17 protein-coding genes are annotated in these 21,966 nt (G+C 70.8%); 13 read left to right on the forward strand and 4 right to left on the reverse strand.

All coding sequences use genetic code 11. The annotated features are described in order from the left end of the window. Positions 1-167: 167 nt before the first annotated feature. Positions 168-2,840 (reverse strand): bifunctional SulP family inorganic anion transporter/carbonic anhydrase, encoded by a 2,673-nt coding sequence (locus ACIBU0_RS08495; protein WP_398813568.1) that lies wholly within the window; start codon positions 2,838-2,840, stop codon positions 168-170. A gap of 297 nt (positions 2,841-3,137) precedes the next feature. Between ACIBU0_RS08495 and ACIBU0_RS08500 the strand changes: the two genes are divergently transcribed. After that, positions 3,138-4,484 carry a hypothetical protein gene (locus ACIBU0_RS08500; RefSeq protein ID WP_398813571.1) on the forward strand — a complete coding sequence of 449 codons (1,347 nt, stop codon included), beginning with the start codon at positions 3,138-3,140 and terminating at the stop codon, positions 4,482-4,484. A gap of 3 nt (positions 4,485-4,487) precedes the next feature. On the opposite strand, the gene ACIBU0_RS08505 is transcribed toward ACIBU0_RS08500, so the two are convergent. Beyond that, positions 4,488-5,498 carry an ATP-binding protein gene (locus ACIBU0_RS08505; protein ID WP_398813574.1) on the reverse strand — a complete coding sequence of 337 codons (1,011 nt, stop codon included), beginning with the start codon at positions 5,496-5,498 and terminating at the stop codon, positions 4,488-4,490. A 147-nt stretch (positions 5,499-5,645) separates the two neighbouring features. On the opposite strand from ACIBU0_RS08505, the gene ACIBU0_RS08510 reads away from it, so the two are divergent. After that, the gene (locus ACIBU0_RS08510) at positions 5,646-6,470 is read left to right on the forward strand and encodes an oxidoreductase (protein WP_398813577.1); all 825 of its coding nucleotides are present in this window, start codon (positions 5,646-5,648) and stop codon (positions 6,468-6,470) included. A gap of 475 nt (positions 6,471-6,945) precedes the next feature. Here ACIBU0_RS08510 and ACIBU0_RS08515 read toward each other — a convergent pair whose 3' ends face one another. After that, positions 6,946-7,779, reverse strand: coding sequence for an HAD family hydrolase (locus ACIBU0_RS08515; protein ID WP_398813581.1), 834 nt, complete (start codon positions 7,777-7,779; stop codon positions 6,946-6,948). A 572-nt stretch (positions 7,780-8,351) separates the two neighbouring features. Here ACIBU0_RS08515 and ssd point away from each other — a divergent pair. From ssd to ACIBU0_RS08550, 7 genes are all read left to right on the forward strand, one after another. Continuing rightward, positions 8,352-9,464: a septum site-determining protein Ssd gene (ssd, locus tag ACIBU0_RS08520; RefSeq protein ID WP_398813584.1), complete on the forward strand. Its 1,113-nt coding sequence runs from the start codon at positions 8,352-8,354 to the stop codon at positions 9,462-9,464. A 620-nt stretch (positions 9,465-10,084) separates the two neighbouring features. Continuing rightward, entirely contained in the window at positions 10,085-11,251 is a 1,167-nt protein-coding gene (locus ACIBU0_RS08525; RefSeq protein ID WP_398813587.1) for a TadA family conjugal transfer-associated ATPase, read from the forward strand. Positions 11,252-11,369: 118 nt separating this feature from the next. Then, positions 11,370-12,221, forward strand: coding sequence for a type II secretion system F family protein (locus ACIBU0_RS08530; RefSeq protein ID WP_398814016.1), 852 nt, complete (start codon positions 11,370-11,372; stop codon positions 12,219-12,221). Between the two features lie 150 nt (positions 12,222-12,371). Further along, positions 12,372-13,160, forward strand: coding sequence for a type II secretion system F family protein (locus ACIBU0_RS08535; RefSeq protein ID WP_398813590.1), 789 nt, complete (start codon positions 12,372-12,374; stop codon positions 13,158-13,160). A 205-nt stretch (positions 13,161-13,365) separates the two neighbouring features. Beyond that, a complete protein-coding gene (locus ACIBU0_RS08540; RefSeq protein ID WP_398813593.1) occupies positions 13,366-13,575 on the forward strand; it encodes a DUF4244 domain-containing protein in 210 nt (69 codons plus the stop codon). A gap of 76 nt (positions 13,576-13,651) precedes the next feature. Then, a complete protein-coding gene (locus tag ACIBU0_RS08545) occupies positions 13,652-14,044 on the forward strand; it encodes a TadE family type IV pilus minor pilin (RefSeq protein WP_398813596.1) in 393 nt (130 codons plus the stop codon). A gap of 284 nt (positions 14,045-14,328) precedes the next feature. Then, a complete protein-coding gene (locus tag ACIBU0_RS08550; protein ID WP_398814019.1) occupies positions 14,329-14,724 on the forward strand; it encodes an Rv3654c family TadE-like protein in 396 nt (131 codons plus the stop codon). On the opposite strand, the gene ACIBU0_RS08555 is transcribed toward ACIBU0_RS08550, so the two are convergent. Further along, positions 14,630-17,446: a DEAD/DEAH box helicase gene (locus ACIBU0_RS08555; RefSeq protein WP_398813599.1), complete on the reverse strand. Its 2,817-nt coding sequence runs from the start codon at positions 17,444-17,446 to the stop codon at positions 14,630-14,632. The two genes, ACIBU0_RS08550 and ACIBU0_RS08555, sit on opposite strands and share 95 nt — an antisense overlap. Positions 17,447-17,528: 82 nt before the next feature. Here ACIBU0_RS08555 and bldG point away from each other — a divergent pair, with 82 nt between their 5' ends. From bldG to ACIBU0_RS08575, 4 genes are all read left to right on the forward strand, one after another. Beyond that, a complete protein-coding gene (gene bldG, locus ACIBU0_RS08560; protein ID WP_003975386.1) occupies positions 17,529-17,870 on the forward strand; it encodes an anti-sigma factor antagonist BldG in 342 nt (113 codons plus the stop codon). Between the two features lie 122 nt (positions 17,871-17,992). After that, complete coding sequence (locus ACIBU0_RS08565) at positions 17,993-18,430, forward strand: ATP-binding protein (RefSeq protein WP_398813602.1); 438 nt, start codon at positions 17,993-17,995, stop codon at positions 18,428-18,430. A 324-nt stretch (positions 18,431-18,754) separates the two neighbouring features. Continuing rightward, positions 18,755-21,160, forward strand: a complete 2,406-nt coding sequence (locus ACIBU0_RS08570; protein ID WP_398813605.1) for a sodium-translocating pyrophosphatase — start codon at positions 18,755-18,757, stop codon at positions 21,158-21,160. 195 nt (positions 21,161-21,355) lie between these two features. Continuing rightward, on the forward strand, positions 21,356-21,964 hold the full coding sequence (locus tag ACIBU0_RS08575; RefSeq protein ID WP_398813607.1) for a small secreted protein: 609 nt from the start codon (positions 21,356-21,358) through the stop codon (positions 21,962-21,964). The last annotated feature ends 2 nt before the right edge of the window (positions 21,965-21,966 follow it).

Here is a 21,966-nt window from a genome sequence, read left to right on the forward strand (position 1 = left end):
GTCTGTTATCCCTTTCACATTCCGTCCTGGCGCAGGTGAGACGCCGAACCCGGGCGCAACACCCCCCTTTTCAGCCCTTGCGCCGCCCCAGGAGCAACGCAGTCCGCCATGGGATGCGCGGCCCCGCACCGGACGGGGCCGCGCTCCCACCCCACCGCACCCTCATCTCACGCCGACAGATCCGCCATGCCCACGTGGTCGAACACCTCGTCCCCGTCCCCCTCGGCGAGCAGGTACGCCTGTGCCTCGCCCACGTGGAAGTACATCCCGTGCAGTTCCAGCGCCCCCGCCCGCAGGGCCCGGGCCACCGACTCGTGGGCCCGCAGATGCTCCAACTGCTGGACGACGTTGGTCAGGCAGAGCTGCTCCACCGCGTCGGCCGGTGCCCGCCCGGCGAGTCGGGCCCACGGCCGGCTCTCGTCGGACAACCGCTCCAGGCTGGGCTGCCCGTGCCGCAGCCACCGTCTGAGCGGGGTCTGCGCGCCGCCCGGCTCGGAGCTGAGCAGCGCCTGCATGGCCCCGCACCCGGAGTGCCCGCACACCGTGATCGACCGCACCTGCAGCACGTCCACCGCGTACTCGATCGCCGCCGCCACCGAGTCGTCCCCGCTCTCCTGGCCGGGCAGGGGGACCAGGTTGCCCACATTGCGCACCACGAACAGGTCGCCGGGACCACTGGAGGTGATCATCGACGTGACCAGCCGTGAGTCCGCACAGGTGAGGAACAGCTGGGAAGGCTGCTGCCCCTCACGCGCCAGCCGTGCCAGCTCGCCGCGCACCAGGGGTGCGGTGTTGCGGTGGAACGCGCTGATACCGCGGGCCAGTTGATGCGCCCTCGGCCGTCCTGCCTCGGCTCCGCCGGACCTGTTGGCTCTGCCCTCGCCGGGGCGGCCCGTGCTGCCTGAGCCGCTGGGCCCACCGGAACTGTCGGATCTGTCGAGCCCGCTGGTCCCGCTGGGTCCGTCAGAGTCGCCGACCTCACCGACGGTGCTGGCGGTCCTACCGCCACCACTGGGACCCGACACCTCGTCCGTGGCGGGCACACCCGGGCTGTCGGGAGCCGGGCCGGGCTCCTCGGAGGTGCGAGGTGCGTCCGACGCGTCGGTGCCGGCAGTTCCGGTCGCCCGGGCTTGCCCCGTGTGTCCGTCCCGTTCGTCGCGGGGAGCGATGGACTCCGGGATCTCGCACTGGTGGTTGCGCCAGGGTGTCCAGGGGTGGCAACGGCAGTCGGCGGACTCGGCCGTGGCGCTCGTGGCGTCGAGATGGAGGCCGATCGGCGTGGTGGGTTCGCCGATCCGGACCCCGGCTCTGCGGCCGACGAGCTCGACGGAGCCGCCGTGCGCCGTGTGCGTGTTCTGCCAGTCCTGCAGTGACTCGTACGCCGCGTGGTCCATGAACGACCCGTCCAACTCCACGACGGCGTGGGTGCCTTGCGGTACGAGATGCAGGGCCCGGCTGAGCCGTGGCACCGCGAGGAACGTCAACTGTCCTCGCACGTGTACGTGATGGACTCCTTCCTTCTCATCATGCGTGATCCGGGTACGGGTGAGGCGGTGCAGGGCGACGGCGACGGCCATGGCGATCCCCAGGGCCACGCCCTCCAGGACGCCGAAGACCACCACGCCGAGGGTGGTGACGGCGTAGACCAGCACCTCTCGGTGGCGGGTCACCGTGCGGATGTGGTGCAGGGACACCATCTGGATGCCGACGGCCATCACCAGGGCGGCGAGCGAGGCGAGCGGGATGAACTCGAGGATCGGGACCATCAGCAGCGCGGCGACTACTACGAGAACGCCGTGCAGCATCGTGGAGTTCCGGCTGACGGCACCGGATTGCACATTCGCCGAACTGCGCACGGCCACTCCGGCGACGGGCAGTCCGCCGAGCGTGCCGGAGACGATGTTGGCTGCACCCTGCCCGAGTAGTTCCCGGTCCAGGTCCGAGCGTCCGACGCGGGCCGGCAGGCCGGGGCGTGCGGCCACCATCTTGTCCACCGCGACCGCGCCGAGCAGCGACTGCACGCTGCACACCAGGGTGGTCGTCAGCACCGCGGCGATCAGACCGAGCGTCGGGCCTTCCGGCATTCCGGCCAGGGCGTGGCTGCGCCAGGACGGCAGGTCCACCTTGGGCAGGGTCAGGCCGGCGAGCGAGGCAGCCGACGTGGCACCGGCGACGGCGACGAGAGCGGCCGGGACCTTGCGCAGAAGGCGTCCGGCGCGGCCGGGGATCCGCGGCCAGAGGAACAACAGGGCCAGGGTCAGCGCGCTCACCGACACCGAGGCGGGCCGTAGCTCGGCCAACTGGGCGGGCAGCGCACGGAGGTTGTCGAGTACGGAGCTCTGCGGGGTGCCGCCGAGGACGATGTGCAGCTGGGCGACGGCGATGGTGACGCCGATGCCGGCCAGCATGCCGTGCACGATGGCGGGGCTGACGGCGAGCGCACCGCGCGCCACGCGCAGGGAGCCCAGGCCGAGTTGGGCGATTCCGGCGAGGACGGTGATGGCACAGGTCGTCCGCCAGCCGTACTGATGGATGAGGTCGGCGGTGACCACGGTGAGGCCGGCGGCGGGGCCGCTGACCTGGAGCGGGGCACCGCCGAGCCATCCGGCCACAAGCCCTCCGACGGCGGCGGCGACAAGGCCGGCCTGGAGGGGTGCGCCGGTGGCGAGGGCGATGCCCAGGGACAGGGGGAGTGCGATCAGGAAGACCGCGATCGAGGCGGACACATCGGCGCCCGCGATGCGGTGACGACGGGGCCGGGTCGGGGGTGGGCTGTGGGGCTCGTGGGTGTGCTCCGCTCGACTCGAGTCGTCGGCGCGGGTGGGTACGCAGGCTGACATGTTTTCCCGTCTCCTCCGGGGCAGCGCGGTCGCGGATCAGGTGGTCCCCCGCTCGTCGGCGAGGGGTCGGGTCGCGGCCGTGTGGTCACGGCATGCAGCGGCGGGATGCATCAACAGTCGGTAAACGGATCGTAATGCAGAGTAAAGGGCCGGAATAGGTTTTCCGAGCAAATGGACTAATAAATCCCTCTGAAGAGTGAAGTAGGCAATTAGTCGGCTTGTCGTACTAATTCCTTCTCGGTCCCGTGCGACCTTGACGGCGCTGTCGGCACCCGAGAGAAGGAAGGTGGACGGAACATGGCCGCCACCCGCAGGTTCGCCGCCCCCCGCACGATCGCCGCGACGCCCGGGCTCGTGGGGACGCGCAGGCTCGTCGGGACGCACAGGATCGCGGCGGGCACCGCGCTCGCTGCGGTATGCGCCGCATCGCTCGCCGGTTGCGCGAGCGGCGCGCACACCACCCGGCAGGGGGCGCCCGGACCCCAGAGGCCGAAGCCGGCGGCGCCCGCGCCCGGGCATGTGGTCCGCCTGATCGGTGACGGGTCCACCGCGTACACCGGAGCCCAGCCACACCTGCCCAGACCCGAACGGCTGAGGCCCGGACAGACGCCCCCGCAGTTCGTGGTGTTCTCGTGGGACGGCGCCGGCGAGGACGGCCAGAAGCTGTTCTCCCACTTCCGCGAGGTCGCCAAGGCGAACAACGCGACGATGACGTACTTCCTGAGCGGCGTGTACATGCTGCCGGACCACAAACGCGACTTGTACCGCCCGCCGCGGCACTCCCCGGGCCGCTCCGACATCGGCTTCAACGACGACGAGGGCATCGCCGCCACCGTGAAGCAGTTGCGGCTGGCCTGGCTGGAGGGCAACGAGATCGGAACCCACTTCAACGGCCACTTCTGCGGCAGCGGCGGCGGAGTCGGCGAATGGTCGGTGGAGGAATGGAAGGAGGAGATCGCCCAGGCGAAGAGGTTCGTGAAGTCCTGGAAGACCAACACCGGCATGACGCGGGCGGCACCCCTGCCCTTCGATTACGACAAGGAACTCATCGGCGCCCGCACGCCTTGTCTGGAGGGCCAGAAGAACTTCGTCAGGGCCGCCCGTGAGATGGGCTTCCGCTATGACTCCAGCGGTGTCAACAACCAGGTCTGGCCCACGAAGAAGGGGGGCCTGTGGGACCTGTCGATGCAGCTCGTGCCCTTTCCCGGGCACTCCTACGAGCAGCTCACCATGGACTACAACTTCATGGTCAACCAGTCGGGCACCAACACCCACGGCGACCCCGCCAAGCACGCCTTCTGGGGCGACCAGATGCGCGACGGCCTGCTCAAGGGCTTCTACCGGGCCTACTACGGCAACCGCGCGCCCCTGATCATCGGCAACCACTTCGAGTCGTGGAACGGCGGCACCTACATGCGCGCCGTCGAGGAGGTCGTCGAGGCCGTCTGCAACAAGCCCGACGTGCGGTGCGTCTCCTTCCGGCAGCTCGCCGACTGGCTGGACGCACAGGATCCGGCGACCCTGAAGAAGCTGCGCACCCTGGGTGTGGGCGAGGCTCCCAGGCAGGGCTGGGCGTCCTTCCTGTCGGTGCACCCGGCTCCGGCTCCGAAGGGGGTGCCCGGAGCGCCGGCGGTCAAGCAGTAGCGCTCACGGAGCAGGAGTCAGACGGGAGTTGCCCGCAGGCCGGGCGGTGGCGCCCTCGCTGAGGATGAAACCGGGGTCGATCTGCGCCGCCAGGTCGGCCCCGGTGCGCTCGTTCCCCCAGGACTGGGCGTTCTTCAGGTGGAAGTGCACCATCTGGCTTGTGTAGCGCTCCCAGTCCCGCAGCTCGTAGGTCGCGTCGACAGCCGTGTGCAGCCGGCGCAGGGCCAGACGGTTGGCCTCCTCCAGGAACTCGAACCGCAGGGGGCGGCCCTTCTCCATGGCGCGCACCCAGTCCGAGTGCCCGACGGTCACCAGCAGGTCGTCGCCGACCTCCGCGCGGAGGAAGTCGAGGTCGTCCTGGCCCTGAACCTTGTTGCCGACGACCTTCAGGACGACACCGAAGTCGCGGGCGTATTCCTTGTACTGGCGATAGACGGAGACCCCCTTCCGGGTCGGCTCGGCGACGAGGAACGTGATGTCGAAGCGGGTGAACATACCGGAGGCGAAGGAGTCCGAGCCCGCCGTCATGTCGACCACGACGTACTCGTCGGGACCGTCCACCAGGTGGTTGAGGAACAGCTCCACCGCCCCCGTCTTGGAGTGGTAGCAGGCGACTCCGAGATCGGAGTCCGTGAAGGGGCCGGTGACCATCAAACGGACAGCGCCGCCGTCGAGTTCCACCGGCCGGGCGCAGGCGTCGTACACCGGATTGTGCTCGCACACCCGCATCAGCCGTGACCCCTCGCCGGGCGGCGTCGTCTTGATCATCGTCCGGGCGGAGGCGATCCGTTGGTTGGAACCGCGCAGATAGTCCTTGATCAGCGGCAACCGCTCGCCCATCGCGGGCAGTGCGGCGGCCTCCGCCTCGTCGAGCCCGAGCGCGGCTCCCAGATGCTGGTTGATGTCGGCGTCGACGGCGACGACCGGTGCCCCGGTCGAGGCGAGCCGGCGGACGAAAAGGGAGGACAGGGTCGTCTTGCCGCTACCGCCCTTGCCTACGAAAGCAATTTTCATGTTCACGAAGCGTAGTCGTGAAGTAGCTGTATGTGGCAGATGTGGGTGGGCAAGGCCACCCGATCGTGGGGTGCGGGCCGTCGAAGAGGGCGAAGCCCGCTGGGGGTCCGGCGGCCGCGTGACGGGTGGGCGCGTAGTGTCGTACTCATGAGTACGACAGGCGCGACCGCCGATCCGCTCGCGACCCTCGGGTCGCTGCCCGGTGTGCCCGAGTCCGTGGAGTCCGTACGCAAGGCCGTGGACCGGGTCTACGGGCACCGGATCATGCGGCGCCGCAGCAACGAGATCACCTCCGAGGCGGCCCTGCGCGGCGCCCGCGGCTCCGCTGCACTGTCGGGTGCCGACTGGGCCCTCGAAGAGGTCCGGCGGCGCACCGACTTCAGTGGGGACGACGAGGCGCGCGTCATGGGCGCGGCCCTGCGGCTGACCGCCGAGGCGGGCCAACTGCTGTCCATCTGGCGGCAGTCCCCGCTGCGAGTGCTGGCACGGCTGCACCTGGTGGCGGCGGCGAGCAACGACGACACGGTCGGGCGCCCGCGCCAGGAGGGCGAGCCGGTCGACGAGCCGCTCGTCGAACTGCCGCCGCCGAGCGCGGCGGAAGTGCACGGCCGTCTGGAGGGCCTGTCCGAGCTGATCATCGCCGGTGGTTCGGCGCCCGCCTTGGTGACGGCCGCCGTCGTGCACGGTGAGCTGATCGCGCTGCGTCCCTTCACCTCCCACAACGGCCTGGTCGCGCGCGCGGCCGAGCGCATCGTCCTCGTCGGCAGCGGCCTCGACCCGAAGTCGGTCTGCGCTGCCGAGGTCGGTCACGCCGAACTGGGCCGCGCGGCCTATCTGGCGGCTCTCGACGGCTATGTGTCCGGCACGCCCGAGGGCATGGCCGCCTGGATCGCCCACTGCGGCAAGGCGATCGAGCTCGGGGCGCGCGAGTCGACGGCGGTGTGCGAGGCGCTGCAGCGCGGCGCGGCGTGACGCATGCGTGCGTCAGGCGCAACCCACGCGCGCGTGAGGCGCAGCGTAAGCGTGCGTGAAGCGCCGTACGACGCGGATTGAGCACGGGCACGAAAAAAGCCCCGCGCGGGGGCTCATACGAGTTGCGGCGGTACGAGGGTTCGTACCGCCGCTGGCATGTTCACCGGGTTACCAAGCGTCCTCGATATGTTGCCCATCAGGTCGGGGACTTTGCCCGTTACCTGGTGCGGCTGGCCCGTAATCGACGGGTCGACGTCGCGTGGGTGCCCGGTGTCCATGCTCGGTCCGTGGGGCCAAATGCGTATTAAAGGTGATCCTCTCGGATGTCCTTGGTCTCGCGGGCCGTTGAGTCCTTTGTACTCCAGGACCCAACCAAGCGGAAGCCCTGGCTGCAGTTCTTTACGTTTAGCCTCAAAAAGGTGCCAAACGGGCGCCAATATCTCGAACAATGCACACGAAACCTGCGATGTGCAGGTCAGGCGAGTGTCGTACGACGTCGGCTCGCGTACCAGACGAGACCCGCGGTGGCCGCGGCCGCTCCTATGGCGGCGACCGCGAGGAGGGCGGGACGCGGAGGGACCGAGAGGGAGGGGATCCGCTGCTTGAGCCGAACCGGGCGGTGGAAGTCGAGAATCGGCCACCCGCGCGCGAGCGCCTCGCGGCGCAGCGCACGGTCGGGGTTCACGGCGTGCGGGTGCCCGACGCACCGAAGCATCGGCAGATCGGTGGCCGAGTCGCTGTAGGCGTAGCAGCCGGAGAGGTCGTAGCCCTCGGACTCGGCCAGCTCCCTGATCGCCTCGGCCTTCGTCGGGCCGTAGGCGTAGTACTCCACCTCCCCGGTGAAGCAGCCGTCGTCGCCGACGACCATGCGCGTGGCCACCACGCGGTCGGCGCCGAGCAGCTCGCCGATCGGCTCGACCACCTCGGCGCCCGATGTGGACACGATCACGACGTCGCGGCCGGCCGTGTGGTGTTCCTCGATGAGGGAGGCGGCCTCGTCGTAGATGATCGGGTCGATCAGGTCGTGCAGTGTCTCGGCGACGATCTCCTTGACCTGCTGGACGTTCCAGCCGCGGACGAGCGCGGAGAGGTACTCGCGCGTGCGCTCCATCTGGTCATGGTCCATACCGCCGACGCGGAAGACGAACTGGGCATATGCGGTCCGCAAGGCAGCTCTGCGGTTGATCAGACCGCCTTGGTAGAACGACTTGCTGAACGTGAGCGTGCTCGACTTCGCAATGACCGTCTTGTCCAGGTCAAAGAAGGCGGCTGTGCGGGGCAAGGAGTGGTTTTCCACGACCCTGAGCATAGGCGGAGCCCATTCGGCGTAAGGTGGGCGCGTGGGTTTGCCTGAGAGGGCTCTCGGGTACACCATGGAAGTCACGGATCGTTCGCGACCGTGCTAACCCGGTCCGACTCCTCCCCCCCCGAGTCGGCCGTGGAGACGACCCCCGCTCTCCCCCCCGGCGGGGGTCGTCGCATGTCCGGGGTGGTTTCTCTCTTTCGAACGCGGCCGCAGCGCCGGGGCGAGGCCCTGAGGCCCGCCTTTTCGACATGCTCATGATCCGTGACTGTGTGTAGTCGTCGCGCTGCTCTGCGGAAGTCGCACAGGGGTCGGTGTGGGCGTCACCGGTATGGGTGACGGCGATATTCACAACTGCCGAGTTGTCCACAGTTATCGACCAAGATCCACACGATTTCCGGGATCGCTGCACCGTGATTCCAGCGCGTCCCGCTCGGGCCGACTTCGTGGCCGGTTCCGGTTAGTCGGGCGTGTTTGGCCGGTTCGTATCGGCCGTTCATATGGAGGCCGGTTGCCGGTTCTTCACACGTTTGGGATTCGCGGGGCCGCAGGGCTCGCGAGTGATGCAGCGAAGGGGGATGGAAACCGTGGCCGCAGCCGTCACACACGATCCACCGCCCACCGCCTCCGGGCGGCCGGGCCAACCATTGATCGTCACGGAAGACGCCGAACTGCTCGACGACCTGCTGCGCCTGTGCGCGGCGGCCGGCGCCACACCCGAGGTCCACCACGGAGTGCCCGAGCCCAGAGGGAGCTGGGAGGCCGCGCCGCTCGTCCTGGTCGGCGACGACGCCGCACGCCGCGTGCGCGGGGCCGGACGCAGGCGTGGAGTAGTACTTGTCGGCCGGGACCAGGACGACTCCGGGGTCTGGCGCCGCGCCGTCGAGATCGGCGCCGATCACGTCCTGATGCTGCCGGACGGCGAGCAATGGCTCGTCGACCGCATCGCCGACGTCGCCGAGGGCGTCGGCCGGCCCGCCCTCACCGTAGGAGTCATCGGCGGCCGCGGCGGGGCCGGAGCGTCCACGCTCGCGTGCGCCCTCGCCGTCACCGCCGCGCGTGAGGGGCTGCGCACGCTGCTTGTGGACGCCGATCCGCTGGGCGGCGGACTCGACGTCCTCCTCGGCGGCGAGGCGACCGAGGGCCTGCGCTGGCCCGCGTTCGCCGGCTCGCGCGGGCGGCTCGGCAGCGGTGCCTTGGAGGAGTCCCTGCCGGAACTGCACTCCCTGCGGGTCCTGAGCTGGGATCGCGGCGAGTGCCTCGCCGTCCCGCCGCAGGCGATGCGAGCAGTGCTCGCCGCGGCCCGGCGCCGGGGCGGCACGGTCGTCGTCGACCTGCCCCGCCGTATCGACGACGGGGTAGCGGAGGCCCTGGCCCAGCTCGACGTCGGGATCCTCGTGGCCCCCGCCGAACTGCGCGCCGTCGCTGCGGCCCGGCAGGTGGCCTCCGCGGTCCGGATGGTCCTACGGGACCTGCGGGTGGCCGTACGCGGGCCGTACGCACCCGGTCTCGACGACCGCGAGGTGGCCCGGCTCCTGGAGCTGCCGCTCGTGGGCGAGGTGCCGGTCGAGTCGGCACTTCTGCGGCCGGACGGGAACAGGATTCCGCCGGGCGCGGTCGGACGGGGGCCGCTGGCACGGTTCTGCCGGGAGTTCTGGGAGCGTGCGGTGCTCGAAGCGAGGGCGGCATGAGTACGGCTTCGGGGCTCGACTGGGTGAGCGGCAGCGCGCCTGGGTCGGTGCGGGCAGCCCCCGAGCGGTGGAGGTCGGGCGGGACGGAGGCCGGCAGAGCGCGTAGGGCGGCGCCGCGATGGGCGTTGGACGGCTCGGCGAGTGATGCCGTTGCTCGGCGGGTGTCGGGGCGTGTGGTGCGTTCGGCGGCTGTGGGGCGGGTGTCGGGGCGTGTGGTGCGTTCGGCGGCTGTGGGGCGGGAGTCGGGGCGAGTGGCGAGTTCGGAGGCTGTGGGGCGGGACTCGGGTCGGGTTTCGAGTTCGGCAGCTATGGGGCGGTTGTCGGAGTGCGTGGTGCGTTCGGCGGTTGTCAGGCGGGACTCGGGGCGGGTTTCGAGTCCGGCTCTTGCGCGGCGGGATGCGGACCGTGCGGTGAGTTCGGCGGCTGCTCGGCAGGAGGCGGCCGGTCGGGCTGGTTCTTCGGCTGTGCGGTGGGACCTGGGCGATCGGGCTGGTTCTTCGGCTGTGCGGTGGGACCTGGGCGATCGGGCTGGTTCTTCGGTTGCGCGGTCGGACCCGGGCGATCGGGTCGGTTCTTCGGCTGCGCGATGGGACCCGGGCGGGACGGTTGCCGGGGCGGGTATGCCGGCGGGGCTGCTCGACGGGGTGCGGCAGTGGCTGGCCGAGAGCGGGGCCGAGCCGACGCCCGCGCGCGTGGCGCAGGCGCTGCGGGAGCAGGGCAGAGTGCTGGGAGACGCCGAAGTCCTGGGGGCGGCCGAGCAGTTGCGGTCCGAGCTGGTCGGGAGCGGGCCGCTGGAACCACTGCTTGCCGACCCGTCCGTGACGGACGTGCTGGTGTCGGCGCCGGACCGGGTCTGGGTGGACCGGGGCGGCGGCCTGGAGCTCACCTCTGTGTCCTTCCCGGACGCGGCGGCCGTACGGCGCCTGGCACAACGACTCGCCGCGGTGGCCGGTCGGCGACTGGACGACGCACGGCCGTGGGTGGACGCCCGGCTGCCCGACGGGACTCGGCTGCATGCGGTACTGCCCCCGGTCGCCGTGGGCTGCGCCTGCCTGTCACTGCGGGTCGTACGGCCGCGGGCGTTCACGCTCGACGAACTGGTGGCGGCGGGCACGGTGCCACCAGGCGGGGACCGGGTGCTGCGCGCGCTGGTCGACGCGCGGCTGTCCTTCCTCATCAGCGGAGGCACCGGCAGCGGCAAGACGACGTTGCTGAGCGCGCTGCTCGGGCTGGTCGGACCGGGCGAACGGGTCGTGCTGGCCGAGGACTCGGCGGAGCTCAGGCCGGACCATCCGCATGTCGTACGGCTGGAGAGCAGACCGGCCAACCAGGAGGGCGCCGGGCTCGTCACCCTCGAGGACCTGGTGCGGCAGGCACTGCGCATGCGGCCCGACCGGCTGGTCGTCGGCGAGGTGCGCGGACCCGAAGTGGTCGATCTTCTGGCTGCCCTGAACACCGGCCACGAAGGGGGCTGCGGAACCGTCCACGCGAACACTGCAGCCGACGTGCCGGCCCGACTGGAGGCGCTCGGCACTGCGGCCGGGCTCGACCGGGCTGCCTTGCACAGCCAGTTGGCGGCCGCTCTGTCGGTCGTACTCCACCTCGTACGCGACCGGACCGGACGTCGGCGGATCGCCGAGATCCATGTGCTGGAGCGGGACTCGTCCGGGCTGGTGCGGACGGTTCCGGCGCTGCGGTGGGGCGCGGAGGCATTCGCCCACGAGCGGGGGTGGGAGCGGCTGCGGGAGCTGCTTCGGGATGAGAGCGGTGAGGGGCGGGTTGATTGAGATGGGTTCGGTCGGCGGCTCGGTGATCGTGGTGGGTTCGGTCGGCGGCGTGGCGATCGCGGTGGGTTCGGTCGGCGGCGCGGTGGTCCTGATGGGTTCGGTGAGCTGAATGGGTGAGATGTCGTTGGGCGCGGCCGTGGCGTGTCTCGGGGCCGCGGTCTGGCTGCTGGGCGGGCGGAACTCCGGGGCGCGGCGGGCGCAGTTGCTGCTCGCGGGCGGTGGGGTAGTGGGAGCCGGGCCGCCCGACTGGCGGCAGGTGGCCGGTGAACTGCGGCGGCTGCGGGGACGATTGCGGGTCGAGTGGTGGGCGCCGGCCGTCGGGCTGGTGCTGGCCGTGCTGGGGTCGTCGGTGCTGCCGGTCGTCGCGGGGGCGGCCGGGGTGCCGTTGCTGCGGAGAGTGCGGCTGGCCCGGGAGGCGCGGCGGGCTCGGGAGCGTCGCGGGGACGCGGTGATCGCGCTGTGCGGGGCGCTTGCCGGGGAGGTGCGGGCCGGGAGGCAGCCGGGTCCGGCGTTGCTGCGGGCGGCGCGGGACTCCGACGGGCTCGGTGAAGCGCAGGCCGCGGTGCTGGCTGCGGCGCGGTTCGGCGGGGATGTGCCGGGCGCGCTCGCCTCTGCGGCACGGCAGCCGGGTGCCGAGGGCCTGAGGGGCTTGGCGGCGTGTTGGCGGGTCGCCGTGGACCAGGGCGCCGGGCTCGCGGCCGGACTCGACCGGCTGGAAGGGGCCTTGCGGGCTCAACGGGACCAACGCGCCGACCTGCGCGCTCAGTTGGCGGGAGCGCGCTCGACGGTGGTGATGCTCGCCGGGCTGCCGGTCCTGGGGCTGCTGCTCGGGGCCGCCATGGGGGCCGATCCGCTGCATGTGCTCCTGCATACCGGGGCCGGTCTTGCATGCCTGGTGGTCGGCGGAGTGCTGGAGGGGGTGGGGATGTGGTGGGCGGTGCGGATCGTGCGGGGAGCGGAAGCGATGTGAGGACTCGAGTCCGGCGGAGGTGCGGCGAGGGACGCAGCTCAGGCGTGGGAGCCAGTGCGGGCATGGGAGCCATGGCAGGGATCCGGATTCCGAGAAGGGGGATGGCGTGAGGACCTGCGTGAGGCGGGGGCGTGAGAGGGGGGTGACGGGGTGAACGCGGAAGTTGTCCACAGGCTGGGGGTGACCCTGGGGGCGGTGCTGGTCGCCGGGTGGCTGTTGCGGTCGTTCGTGACGGCACGGCACGAGCGGAGAGTCCGGCGCCGGACGGCCGAGCTGATGACGACCACCGATGTGACGTCGAAACGCCGACGGTGCGACGTCCGGCAGGGTGCGCGGCAAGGGCTGCCCATGGTGGCGGTCGTGGGCGCAGGTTGGGTGCTGGTCGGTGGTGTCGCCGGGCCGGTGGTGGGGCTGTTCGTCGCCGGTGGGCTGTGGCTGTGGCGACGTCGGCAGAGAGCCATCGGTGCTGAGGAAGAGCTCGACGCCGGTGAGGTGGCTCGGCAACTTCCGCTGGCCGCTGATCTGTTGGCGGCCTGCATCGCGGCGGGTGCCGGGCCGGTGATCGCGGCGCAGGCCGTGGGCGAGGCCCTGGGCGGTCCCGTCGGGGACGCGCTGGCACGAGGTGCGGCGGAGGTGCGGCTCGGTGGTGAACCGGGTGAGGCGTGGCAGCGGCTGGCCTCGATGCCGCGGGCTGGGGCGTTGGCGCGGTTGCTGGAACGGGCCGACGTGTCGGGGCTTCCGGCGGCCGGTCCGGCCGCGCGGCTCGCGGTGGAGGCCCGTGCCGACTGGGCGCGCACCGCGACGGAACGGGCCAGGCGGGCGGCCGTCATGGTCACCGCGCCGGTGGGCCTGTGTTTCCTGCCCGCGTTCATCGCGGTCGGCGTGGCGCCGGTCGTGGTCGGGCTTGCGGGTGGGGTGCTGGGAGGGGGTGGTGGATGACGGGGTGAGGGGCGGCGACGGCCGCAGGTCAGTGGATGGAGTCCGGAGTTCGCCAATAGGTGTTCGCCAACAGACGTTCGCCAACAGACGTTCGCCAACAGACGTTCGGCGACAGATGTTCGGCGACAGATGTTCAGCAGCAGACGATCGGCAGCCGATGTTCGGCAGCTGGGTTTCGACGAGTCCGAGCCTTACGGGGGTTGAAATGTGCAAGGCGGTAGGGGCGCGGATGCGCCGGCTGGTGTCCAGGGTGCGCGGGGCGCGGAGGGACGCGGGGATGGTCACCTCCGAGTACGCGATGGGGATCGTCGCGGCGGTGGCGTTTGCCGTGGTGCTCTACAAGGTCGTGACGAGCGGGCAGGTCAGCGCGGAGCTGCAGGCCATCGTGAAGCGGGCCCTTGATGCGCGGATGTGAGCGGAAGAGCGAGCGGGAGTCGGATCGGGCGCCAGACCGGGCGCCAGACCGGACGCTGGGTCGGGCGCCTGTGCGGGTGCCGCATGGGCCGCATCGGGCGCCGGACCGTCTACCGGCGTGGAGGTCGGACCGTGGGTTCGTCACGGCGGAGTCGGCTGTGGTGCTGCCCGTGCTGGTGATGTTCGCGATGGCGTTGGTGTGGGGCCTGCTCGTTGTGGCCGCACAGATTCAGTGCGTGGATGCGGCGCGGACAGGCGCCCGCGCGGCAGCCCGGCAGGATCCGGCCGACGCGGTCGTCGAGGTGACTCGCGAGGCGGCACCGCGTGGCGCGACGGTCACCGTCGGCCGGGAGGGGGACGAGGTTCGGGTGGTCGTCGTGGCCAAGCCGCCGCTGCTGCGTGGGCTCCCCTTCGAGGTGCGCGAGGAAGCCGTGGCGTCGGCGGAGGAGATGGTGGGGGCGGGCACATGAGTGGGGGTTTCGCCGTGGGCTGCGGATCCGTCGCCGGGCGACGCCGCGGGCGTGGGGCGGCGGGTGGTCGGCGTGCTGGCTCTGACCGGCCCTCCTCTGACGCCGGGTGGCGTCGTGGCATCGGCACGGGGCGGCGCGCCGGCATCAGGCCCGCCGCCGACCGGCAGGTCGCCTGGCACAGGTGCATCGTCGGCCAAGTATCCGTCCGCAGACGCTTCACTGGCTCGCAGTCCGGCCGCAGACCCGCCGCCGGCCGGTATGCGCTCCGCAAGCTCGCCGCCGACCTGCGTTCCGACCGCGGTTCGGCCACGGTCTGGAGTGTCGGCGCCATGACCGTGCTCTGCATCGTCTTCGGCGTCGTACTCGCCCTGGGGCAAGCCGTCGTGACCCGGCACCAGGCGGCACGCGGTGCGGATCTCGCGGCACTTGCGGCGGCCGACCACTGGGCTGATGGCGCGGCGGCGGCCTGCGCCCGTGCGGAGCGGGTGGCCCGGGCGCAGGACGTGCGGCTCGTGCGGTGCGAGGTCGTGGGCGAGGTCTCCGACGTGACGGCGGCGTCGGGCCGGGGGCCGTTCGCCGCGGAGGTCAGGGCGCGGGCGGGGACTGCGGGCCCGGTCCTGCCGACGGGGCCTCCGCCGCTCCGCCCTGCGGAGACGGATCGGTCGACGCCGGGCCCTTGACCGGTTCCGGTGCCCTATTCGGAGCAACCAGGTCTCCAGATGGAGCAACCGCGTCCCTCGCCGGGCCAGCCCCGTCCCCAGCCGGGTCAGCCCCGTCCCCAGCCGGGCCGAGCCCGTCGTCCCCAGCCGGGCCGTGCGCATGCTCCGCGGTGGCACCCCCACCGCCCCCGCCTCTCGCCGGACCACCCACATCCCCCACGGGAGCATGCTCGCCCTCTTCGCCGGGTCCAGCCTCTCCCTCGGCCTGCTCCTTCCCCTCCTCCTGCCCCTTCTCCTCCGGCGCCCCCCGCAACAGCACCGTGAGCAACCGCACGGCTCCCCTCTTGTGCAGCGGATCGTTCCCGTTGCCGCACTTGGGGGACTGGATGCAGGACGGGCAGCCGGCGTCGCACTCGCAGGAGGCGATGGCCTGGCGGGTGGCGGTGAGCCAGGCGCGGGCGGTGTGGAAGGCGCGCTCCGCGAAGCCGGCGCCGCCCGGGTGGCCGTCGTAGACGAAGACCGTGGGCAGGAGCGTGTCGGGGTGCAGCGGGATGGAGACGCCGCCGATGTCCCAGCGGTCGCAGGTGGCGAAGAGGGGCAGCAGGCCGATGGACGCGTGCTCGGCGGCGTGCAGGGCGCCGCCGAGGATCTCGGGGTTGATCCGGGCCTCGTCCAGCTGGTCCTCGGTGACCGTCCACCACACCGCGCGCGTGCGCAGCGTACGAGGAGGGAGGTCGAGCTTCGTCTCGCCCAGTACTTCACCCGTGATGAGCCGACGACGCAGGAAGGAGACGACCTGGTTGGTGACCTCGACGGAGCCGTAGCACAGGCGGCCGTCCCCCCACGGGATCTCGACGTCCGTCTCCAGCACGGAGATCGACGTGGTGTCGCGGGCGACCGTCGAATACGGCGGCGCGGCCTCCTCGACCAGGGCGACCGAGTCCTCCAGGTCGAGGGAGCGGACGAGATACGTGCGGCCCTGGTGCAGGTGGACCGCGCCCTCGTGCACCGTGCTGTGCGCGGCGCCCGCGTCGACCGTGCCGAGCAGCCGCCCCGTCCCGGCCTCGACCACCTGGACCGGGCGGCCGCCCCCGCCGCGGATGTCGGTGAGGTCGGCGGCCCGTTCCCGGCGCGTCCAGTGCCATGCCTTGGTGCGGCGGCGCAGCAGCTTCGCGGCCTCCAGCTGCGGCAGCAGCCCTTCGGTCTCGGGGCCGAACAGGGCCAGATCCTCGTCGGTCAGCGGGATTTCGGCGGCCGCCGCGCACAGGTGCGGGGCCAGGACGTACGGGTTGTCGGGGTCGAGGACCGTCGACTCCACCGGCCGGTCGAACAGGGCCTCGGGGTGGTGGACGAGGTAGGTGTCCAGCGGGTCGTCACGGGCGACCAGGACGGCCAGCGCGCCCTGCCCGGAGCGGCCGGCCCGCCCCGCCTGCTGCCACAGCGACGCGCGTGTGCCCGGGTAGCCGGCGATCAGGACGGCGTCCAGGCCGGAGACGTCGATGCCGAGTTCGAGTGCGGTGGTGGCGGCGAGGCCGAGGAGTTCGCCGGAGTGGAGGGCCTGTTCCAGGGCGCGGCGCTCCTCGGGGAGGTAGCCGCCGCGGTAGGCCGCGACACGCCGGGCGAGGGAGCGGTCTACCTCGGCGAGGCGTTCCTGGGCGATGACCGAGATCAGCTCGGCGCCGCGCCGGGAGCGGATGAAGGCGACCGTACGGATGCCCTGGACGGCGAGGTCGGTCAGCAGGTCGGCTGTCTCGGCGGTGGCGGTACGGCGGACGGGGGCGCCCTTCTCGCCCTGCAGCTCGGTGAGCGGGGGCTCCCAGAGGGCGAAGACCAGCTCACCGCGTGGGGAGGCGTCATCGGCGACCTCCACCACCGGGAGCCCGGTGAGGCGGCGGGCGGCCACCGCGGGCTCGGCGGCGGTCGCGGAGGCCAGCAGGAAGACGGGAGAGGCGCCGTAGCGGGCGCACAGGCGGCGCAGGCGGCGCAGGACCTGGGCGACGTGGGAGCCGAAGACGCCGCGGTAGGTGTGGCACTCGTCGATGACGACGTACTTCAGGGCCTTCAGGAAGGAGGACCAGCGGGGGTGGGACGGGAGTATGCCGCGGTGCAGCATGTCGGGGTTGGTGAGGACGTAGTTGGCGTACTGGCGGATCCACTCGCGTTCCTCGAATGGCGTATCGCCGTCGTACACGGCTGGGCGTACGGAATTGCCCAGCGGATGTGAAAGTTCCTTCACTGAGCGGCACTGATCCGCCGCAAGAGCTTTGGTGGGGGCCAGGTACAGGGCGGTCGCGCCACGGCCGTTCGGGGCCTCGGAGCCGTCGAGGAGTGTCGAGAGGACCGGCGCGAGGTAGGCCAGGGACTTGCCGGACGCCGTGCCCGTGGCGACGACCACCGAGTCGCCGTCCAGGGCGTGCTCGGCGGCGCGTGCCTGGTGAGCCCAGGGATGTTCGATTCCCGCGGTCTGCACCGCGGCGATGACCTCCGCGCGGATCCGGTCCGGCCAGACGGCATGGCGGCCCTCGCGCGGGGGCACATGCTCCGTATGAGTGATGCGCGAAGCCCGACTCGGCCCCGAGGCGAGTCGGCCCAGCACTGTGCCCGGATCCGCCCGGGATACGGGGCCCGTCGGGGATCGATCGGATCGGTGATTCTTGGCCATCGGCACCGAGTGTGTCACTGGCGTGACGGACAATGGGACCAAGGCGTCGTGCACGCCTGCCGGTAAGTGATTGAATGCCATCGCGGCTGGCGAACCGTCCTGGGGGCTGCAAGCCGAGGTGTCCCGAGGGGCGACCGCTCGATAGCAAGGTGCTGGAGGATCCGTGGACCTGTCCCTGTCGACCCGTACCGTCGGCGATCGTACGGTCGTCGAGGTCGGTGGCGAAATCGACGTATATACCGCGCCCAAGCTGCGCGAGCAGTTGGTCGAGCTGGTGAACGACGGGAGTTTCCACCTCGTCGTCGACATGGAGGGCGTGGACTTCCTCGACTCCACCGGGCTCGGCGTGCTGGTCGGCGGCCTGAAGCGGGTGCGTGCCCATGAGGGCTCACTGCGCCTGGTCTGCAACCAGGAGCGCATTCTGAAGATCTTCCGCATCACCGGTCTCACCAAGGTGTTCCCGATCCACACCTCGGTCGAGGAAGCGGTGGCGGCGACCGACTGACCACCGGACCGGGCGCGCCGCAGAGCGTGCCCGGGGCGGCAGAAGGTGAAGAAGTGAAGGGGGACCGGGCTTTCGGCAGCCCGGTCCTTCGGACAGCACGCCCGTAGTTCGGAGGGGGATGCATGGCCACCGTTGAACTCCGCTTCAGTGCGCTGCCCGAGCACGTCAGGACCGCCCGGCTGGTGGCGGCAGCGGTGGCGCGCAGGGCCGGAGTGGACGAGGCCGTACTGGACGAGGTGCGCCTCGCCGTCGGTGAAGCCTGCAGCCGTGCCGTCGGACTGCACCAGAGCGTCGGCATCACGGCGCCGGTGAAGGTGTCGTTGATCGAGGAGGAGAAACAGTTCTCCATCGAGGTCGGCGACGAGGCGCCGCACGCCGTCCCCGGCGAGCGGGCACCCGGCGCCGTCGGCGACGACGGTGACGTGGAGGCCGAGGAGGACGAGATGGGCCTCGCGGTCATCAGCGGCCTCGTCGACGACGTGGAGGTCTCCGCGGGAGAGCACGGCGGGTTGATCCGTATGACCTGGCCGACCACACCGCCGGCCGCGATGCTCTCCTGAACGACCCGCCGGACAATCTCATCGCGAAGGGGCCCTGCTGAGCAGGGCCCCTTCGCGTTTATCGGGGCGGCGCGAGGGAATTCGTGAAGGAATTCACGATCGATCTTCTGATAATTGATCAAGCGCTCCATCATTTGATCAAGCGTCAATGTGGGCGTCAACGGTTTTAGGGCATTAGCGCTTTCGGGTTCAGTGGCGCGATGTCGATCATTTGCTGAACGGCACGTGAAGGCCAATTCCGTTTACCGCCATCTGTTTTGATCAGGTTCCGGTACCTAGAATCCGTCCACATCTTGAGCTCAGCCCAAGCGTCAAGGAGGACGAATGGCGGGGCTTTCTACCCCTCATCAGCTTGACCACCCCACAACCCTCGCAGCGGCGGTGCTGACCGACGACAACCGGATCATCATCACGGTCATCGGTGTCGTCGCGCTGGCAGCCCTCGTGGTCGCCGGCGTCCTGGTACGCCAGGTGCTCGCGGCGGGCGAGGGCACCGACAGCATGAAGAAGATCGCGGCAGCGGTCCAGGAAGGCGCGAACGCCTATCTGGCCCGCCAGTTGCGCACCCTCGGCGTATTCGCCGTCGTGGTGTTCTTCCTGCTCATGCTGCTGCCCGCGGACGACTGGAATCAGCGCATCGGCCGATCGGTGTTCTTCTTGATCGGCGCCGCGTTCTCGGCGGCCACCGGTTATATCGGCATGTGGCTCGCCGTCCGCAGCAATGTGCGGGTCGCCGCGGCCGCACGGGAAGCGACCCCGGCGCCGGGAGAGCCGGAAAAGGATCTCACCGCCGTCTCGCACAAAGCCATGAAGATCGCTTTCCGCACGGGCGGCGTCGTCGGCATGTTCACGGTGGGGCTCGGTCTGCTGGGCGCCTCCTGTGTGGTGCTGGTGTACGCAGCCGACGCGCCGAAGGTGCTCGAAGGATTCGGACTCGGCGCCGCACTGATCGCGATGTTCATGCGTGTGGGCGGCGGCATCTTCACCAAGGCCGCCGACGTCGGCGCCGACCTGGTCGGAAAGGTCGAACAGGGCATTCCGGAGGACGACCCGCGCAATGCCGCGACCATCGCCGACAACGTGGGCGACAACGTCGGCGACTGCGCCGGTATGGCGGCCGACCTGTTCGAGTCGTACGCCGTGACCCTGGTCGCCGCGCTGATCCTCGGCAAGGCGGCCTTCGGCGACTCCGGGCTCGCCTTCCCGCTGATCGTGCCCGCGATCGGCGTGATCACCGCGATGATCGGCATCTTCGCCGTGGCCCCGCGCCGCGCCGACCGCAGCGGCATGTCCGCGATCAACCGCGGGTTCTTCATCTCCGCGGTGATCTCGCTCGCGCTCGTGGCAGCGGCCGTATTCGTCTATCTGCCGTCGTCGTACGCCGACCTCGACGGCGTCGCCGACGCGGCGATCGCCGCCAAGGACGGCGACCCGCGGATCCTCGCGGTCGTCGCCGTGGCGATCGGCATCCTGCTGGCCGCCGTCATCCAGCAGCTGACCGGCTACTTCACCGAGACCAACCGACGCCCGGTCATGGACATCGGCAAGACCTCGCTGACCGGTCCCGCCACGGTCGTCCTCGCCGGCATCTCCGTCGGCCTGGAGTCGGCCGTCTACACCGCCCTGCTGATCGGGCTCGGCGTGTACGGGGCGTTCCTGCTCGGCGGTACGTCGATCATGCTGGCGCTGTTCGCGGTGGCGCTGGCCGGCACCGGTCTGCTCACCACGGTCGGTGTGATCGTCGCCATGGACACCTTCGGTCCGGTCTCCGACAACGCGCAGGGCATCGCCGAGATGTCCGGCGACGTCGAAGGCGCGGGCGCCCAGGTGCTCACCAACCTGGACGCGGTCGGCAACACCACCAAGGCCATCACCAAGGGCATCGCCATCGCCACCGCCGTCCTGGCGGCAGCGGCGCTCTTCGGGTCGTACCGCGACGCCATCACCACCGGCGCACGGGACGTCGGCGAGAAGCTCAGCGGCGAAGGCGCGCCGATGAACCTGATGATGGACATCTCGCAGCCGAACAACCTCGTCGGCCTGGTCGCGGGCGCGGCGGTCGTCTTCCTCTTCTCCGGACTCGCCATCAACGCCGTGTCGCGGTCGGCGGGCGCCGTGGTGTACGAGGTGCGGCGGCAGTTCCGCGAGAAGCCCGGGATCATGGACTACAGCGAGAAGCCCGAGTACGGCAAGGTCGTCGACATCTGCACCAAGGACGCGCTCCGGGAGCTCGCGACGCCCGGTCTGCTCGCCGTGATGGCGCCGATCTTCATCGGGTTCACGCTCGGCGTCGGAGCTCTCGGCGCCTACCTGGCGGGCGCGATCGGCACCGGCACCCTGATGGCGGTGTTCCTCGCCAACTCCGGTGGCGCCTGGGACAACGCCAAGAAGCTCGTCGAGGACGGCCACCACGGCGGCAAGGGCAGCGAGGCCCACGCCGCCACGGTGATCGGCGACACGGTCGGCGACCCCTTCAAGGACACCGCCGGTCCCGCGATCAACCCGCTGCTGAAGGTGATGAACCTGGTGTCGCTGCTCATCGCGCCCGCGGTCATCCAGTTCAGCTACGGCGAGGACAAGAGCGTCGGCGTACGGGTCACGATCGCCGTACTGTCGCTCCTCGTGATCGTCGGCGCGGTCTACGTCTCCAAGCGGCGCGGTATCGCCATGGGTGACGAAGACAACGCCGAGAGGGTGGCCAAACCCGTCGACCCCGCGGTGGTTTCATAGGCGGTCTTACGACAGCCCTGCTCAACGGGCGGGCGGGTGGCGCGCATTGACGTGCCACCCGCCCGCCTCGCGCTTGTTCACGCCCTCGCCGTGACGCTTCTCTCACATGGTGCAAAGGCCGCGAAAAGTATTACAAGGAGCATTCGGCGTGTGGCTGTCTTGTGCCCGGTGTGTAAAGTCCGGGGGCCGAGAGCCATGGAAGGGACCGATCCGGTGAACAAGAAGCTCGCGGCCGCACTGTCCGGCGGTGCGGTACTGGCGCTGGCACTGACGGGATGCACGAGCGACGAGGGCAACCCGGAGCTGGACGCCTGGGCCAAGAAGGTCTGCGACGCCGTGCCCGCGCAGAACGCGAAGATCTCGGCGGCCTACGTCGCGATCACCAAGGCGGCCAAGGACACCACCAGCACGCCCAAGGAGCTCCAGCAGGCCGACTCCCAGGCCTTCCAGGACCTCGCCGACGGCTACAAGGCGCGCGCCGGCGTCATCGACACCGCCGGGGCGCCTCCCGGCGTCGAGGGCGGCGCGAAGATCAAGCAGGATGTCGTCAAGCAGCTCACCGACCTCTCTGCGGCCTACGCCGACCTGAAGAAGCGGGTCGACGGCCTGAACACCAAGGACCAGGGGAAGTTCGCGTCCGGTCTGAAGGACGTCTCGGCCGAGATGAAGCAGGTGGAGACGCAGCGCAAGAGCGCGGTCAACGCGCTGAAGAAGCTGGAGTCCGGTGACACCAAGAAGGCGCTGACGTCGCAGGAGGGCTGCAAGCAGGCGGCTTCGGCGTCCGCGTCGGCTGCCGACAGCTGAGC

Origin of the sequence: Streptomyces sp. NPDC049627 (assembly GCF_044465645.1) — a bacterium.
Taxonomy (GTDB): domain Bacteria; phylum Actinomycetota; class Actinomycetes; order Streptomycetales; family Streptomycetaceae; genus Streptomyces.

Coding starts and splice junctions, on each gene's coding strand:
- ACIBU0_RS08495 (WP_398813568.1), bottom strand. CDS start 2,840: ATGTCAGCCTGCGTACCCACCCGCGCCGACGACTCGAGTCGAGCGGAG.
- ACIBU0_RS08500 (WP_398813571.1), top strand. CDS start 3,138: ATGGCCGCCACCCGCAGGTTCGCCGCCCCCCGCACGATCGCCGCGACG.
- ACIBU0_RS08505 (WP_398813574.1), bottom strand. CDS start 5,498: ATGAAAATTGCTTTCGTAGGCAAGGGCGGTAGCGGCAAGACGACCCTG.
- ACIBU0_RS08510 (WP_398813577.1), top strand. CDS start 5,646: ATGAGTACGACAGGCGCGACCGCCGATCCGCTCGCGACCCTCGGGTCG.
- ACIBU0_RS08515 (WP_398813581.1), bottom strand. CDS start 7,779: ATGCTCAGGGTCGTGGAAAACCACTCCTTGCCCCGCACAGCCGCCTTC.
- ssd (WP_398813584.1), top strand. CDS start 8,352: ATGGAAACCGTGGCCGCAGCCGTCACACACGATCCACCGCCCACCGCC.
- ACIBU0_RS08525 (WP_398813587.1), top strand. CDS start 10,085: ATGCCGGCGGGGCTGCTCGACGGGGTGCGGCAGTGGCTGGCCGAGAGC.
- ACIBU0_RS08530 (WP_398814016.1), top strand. CDS start 11,370: ATGTCGTTGGGCGCGGCCGTGGCGTGTCTCGGGGCCGCGGTCTGGCTG.
- ACIBU0_RS08540 (WP_398813593.1), top strand. CDS start 13,366: ATGTGCAAGGCGGTAGGGGCGCGGATGCGCCGGCTGGTGTCCAGGGTG.
- ACIBU0_RS08555 (WP_398813599.1), bottom strand. CDS start 17,446: ATGGCATTCAATCACTTACCGGCAGGCGTGCACGACGCCTTGGTCCCA.
- ACIBU0_RS08565 (WP_398813602.1), top strand. CDS start 17,993: ATGGCCACCGTTGAACTCCGCTTCAGTGCGCTGCCCGAGCACGTCAGG.
- ACIBU0_RS08570 (WP_398813605.1), top strand. CDS start 18,755: ATGGCGGGGCTTTCTACCCCTCATCAGCTTGACCACCCCACAACCCTC.
- ACIBU0_RS08575 (WP_398813607.1), top strand. CDS start 21,356: ATGGAAGGGACCGATCCGGTGAACAAGAAGCTCGCGGCCGCACTGTCC.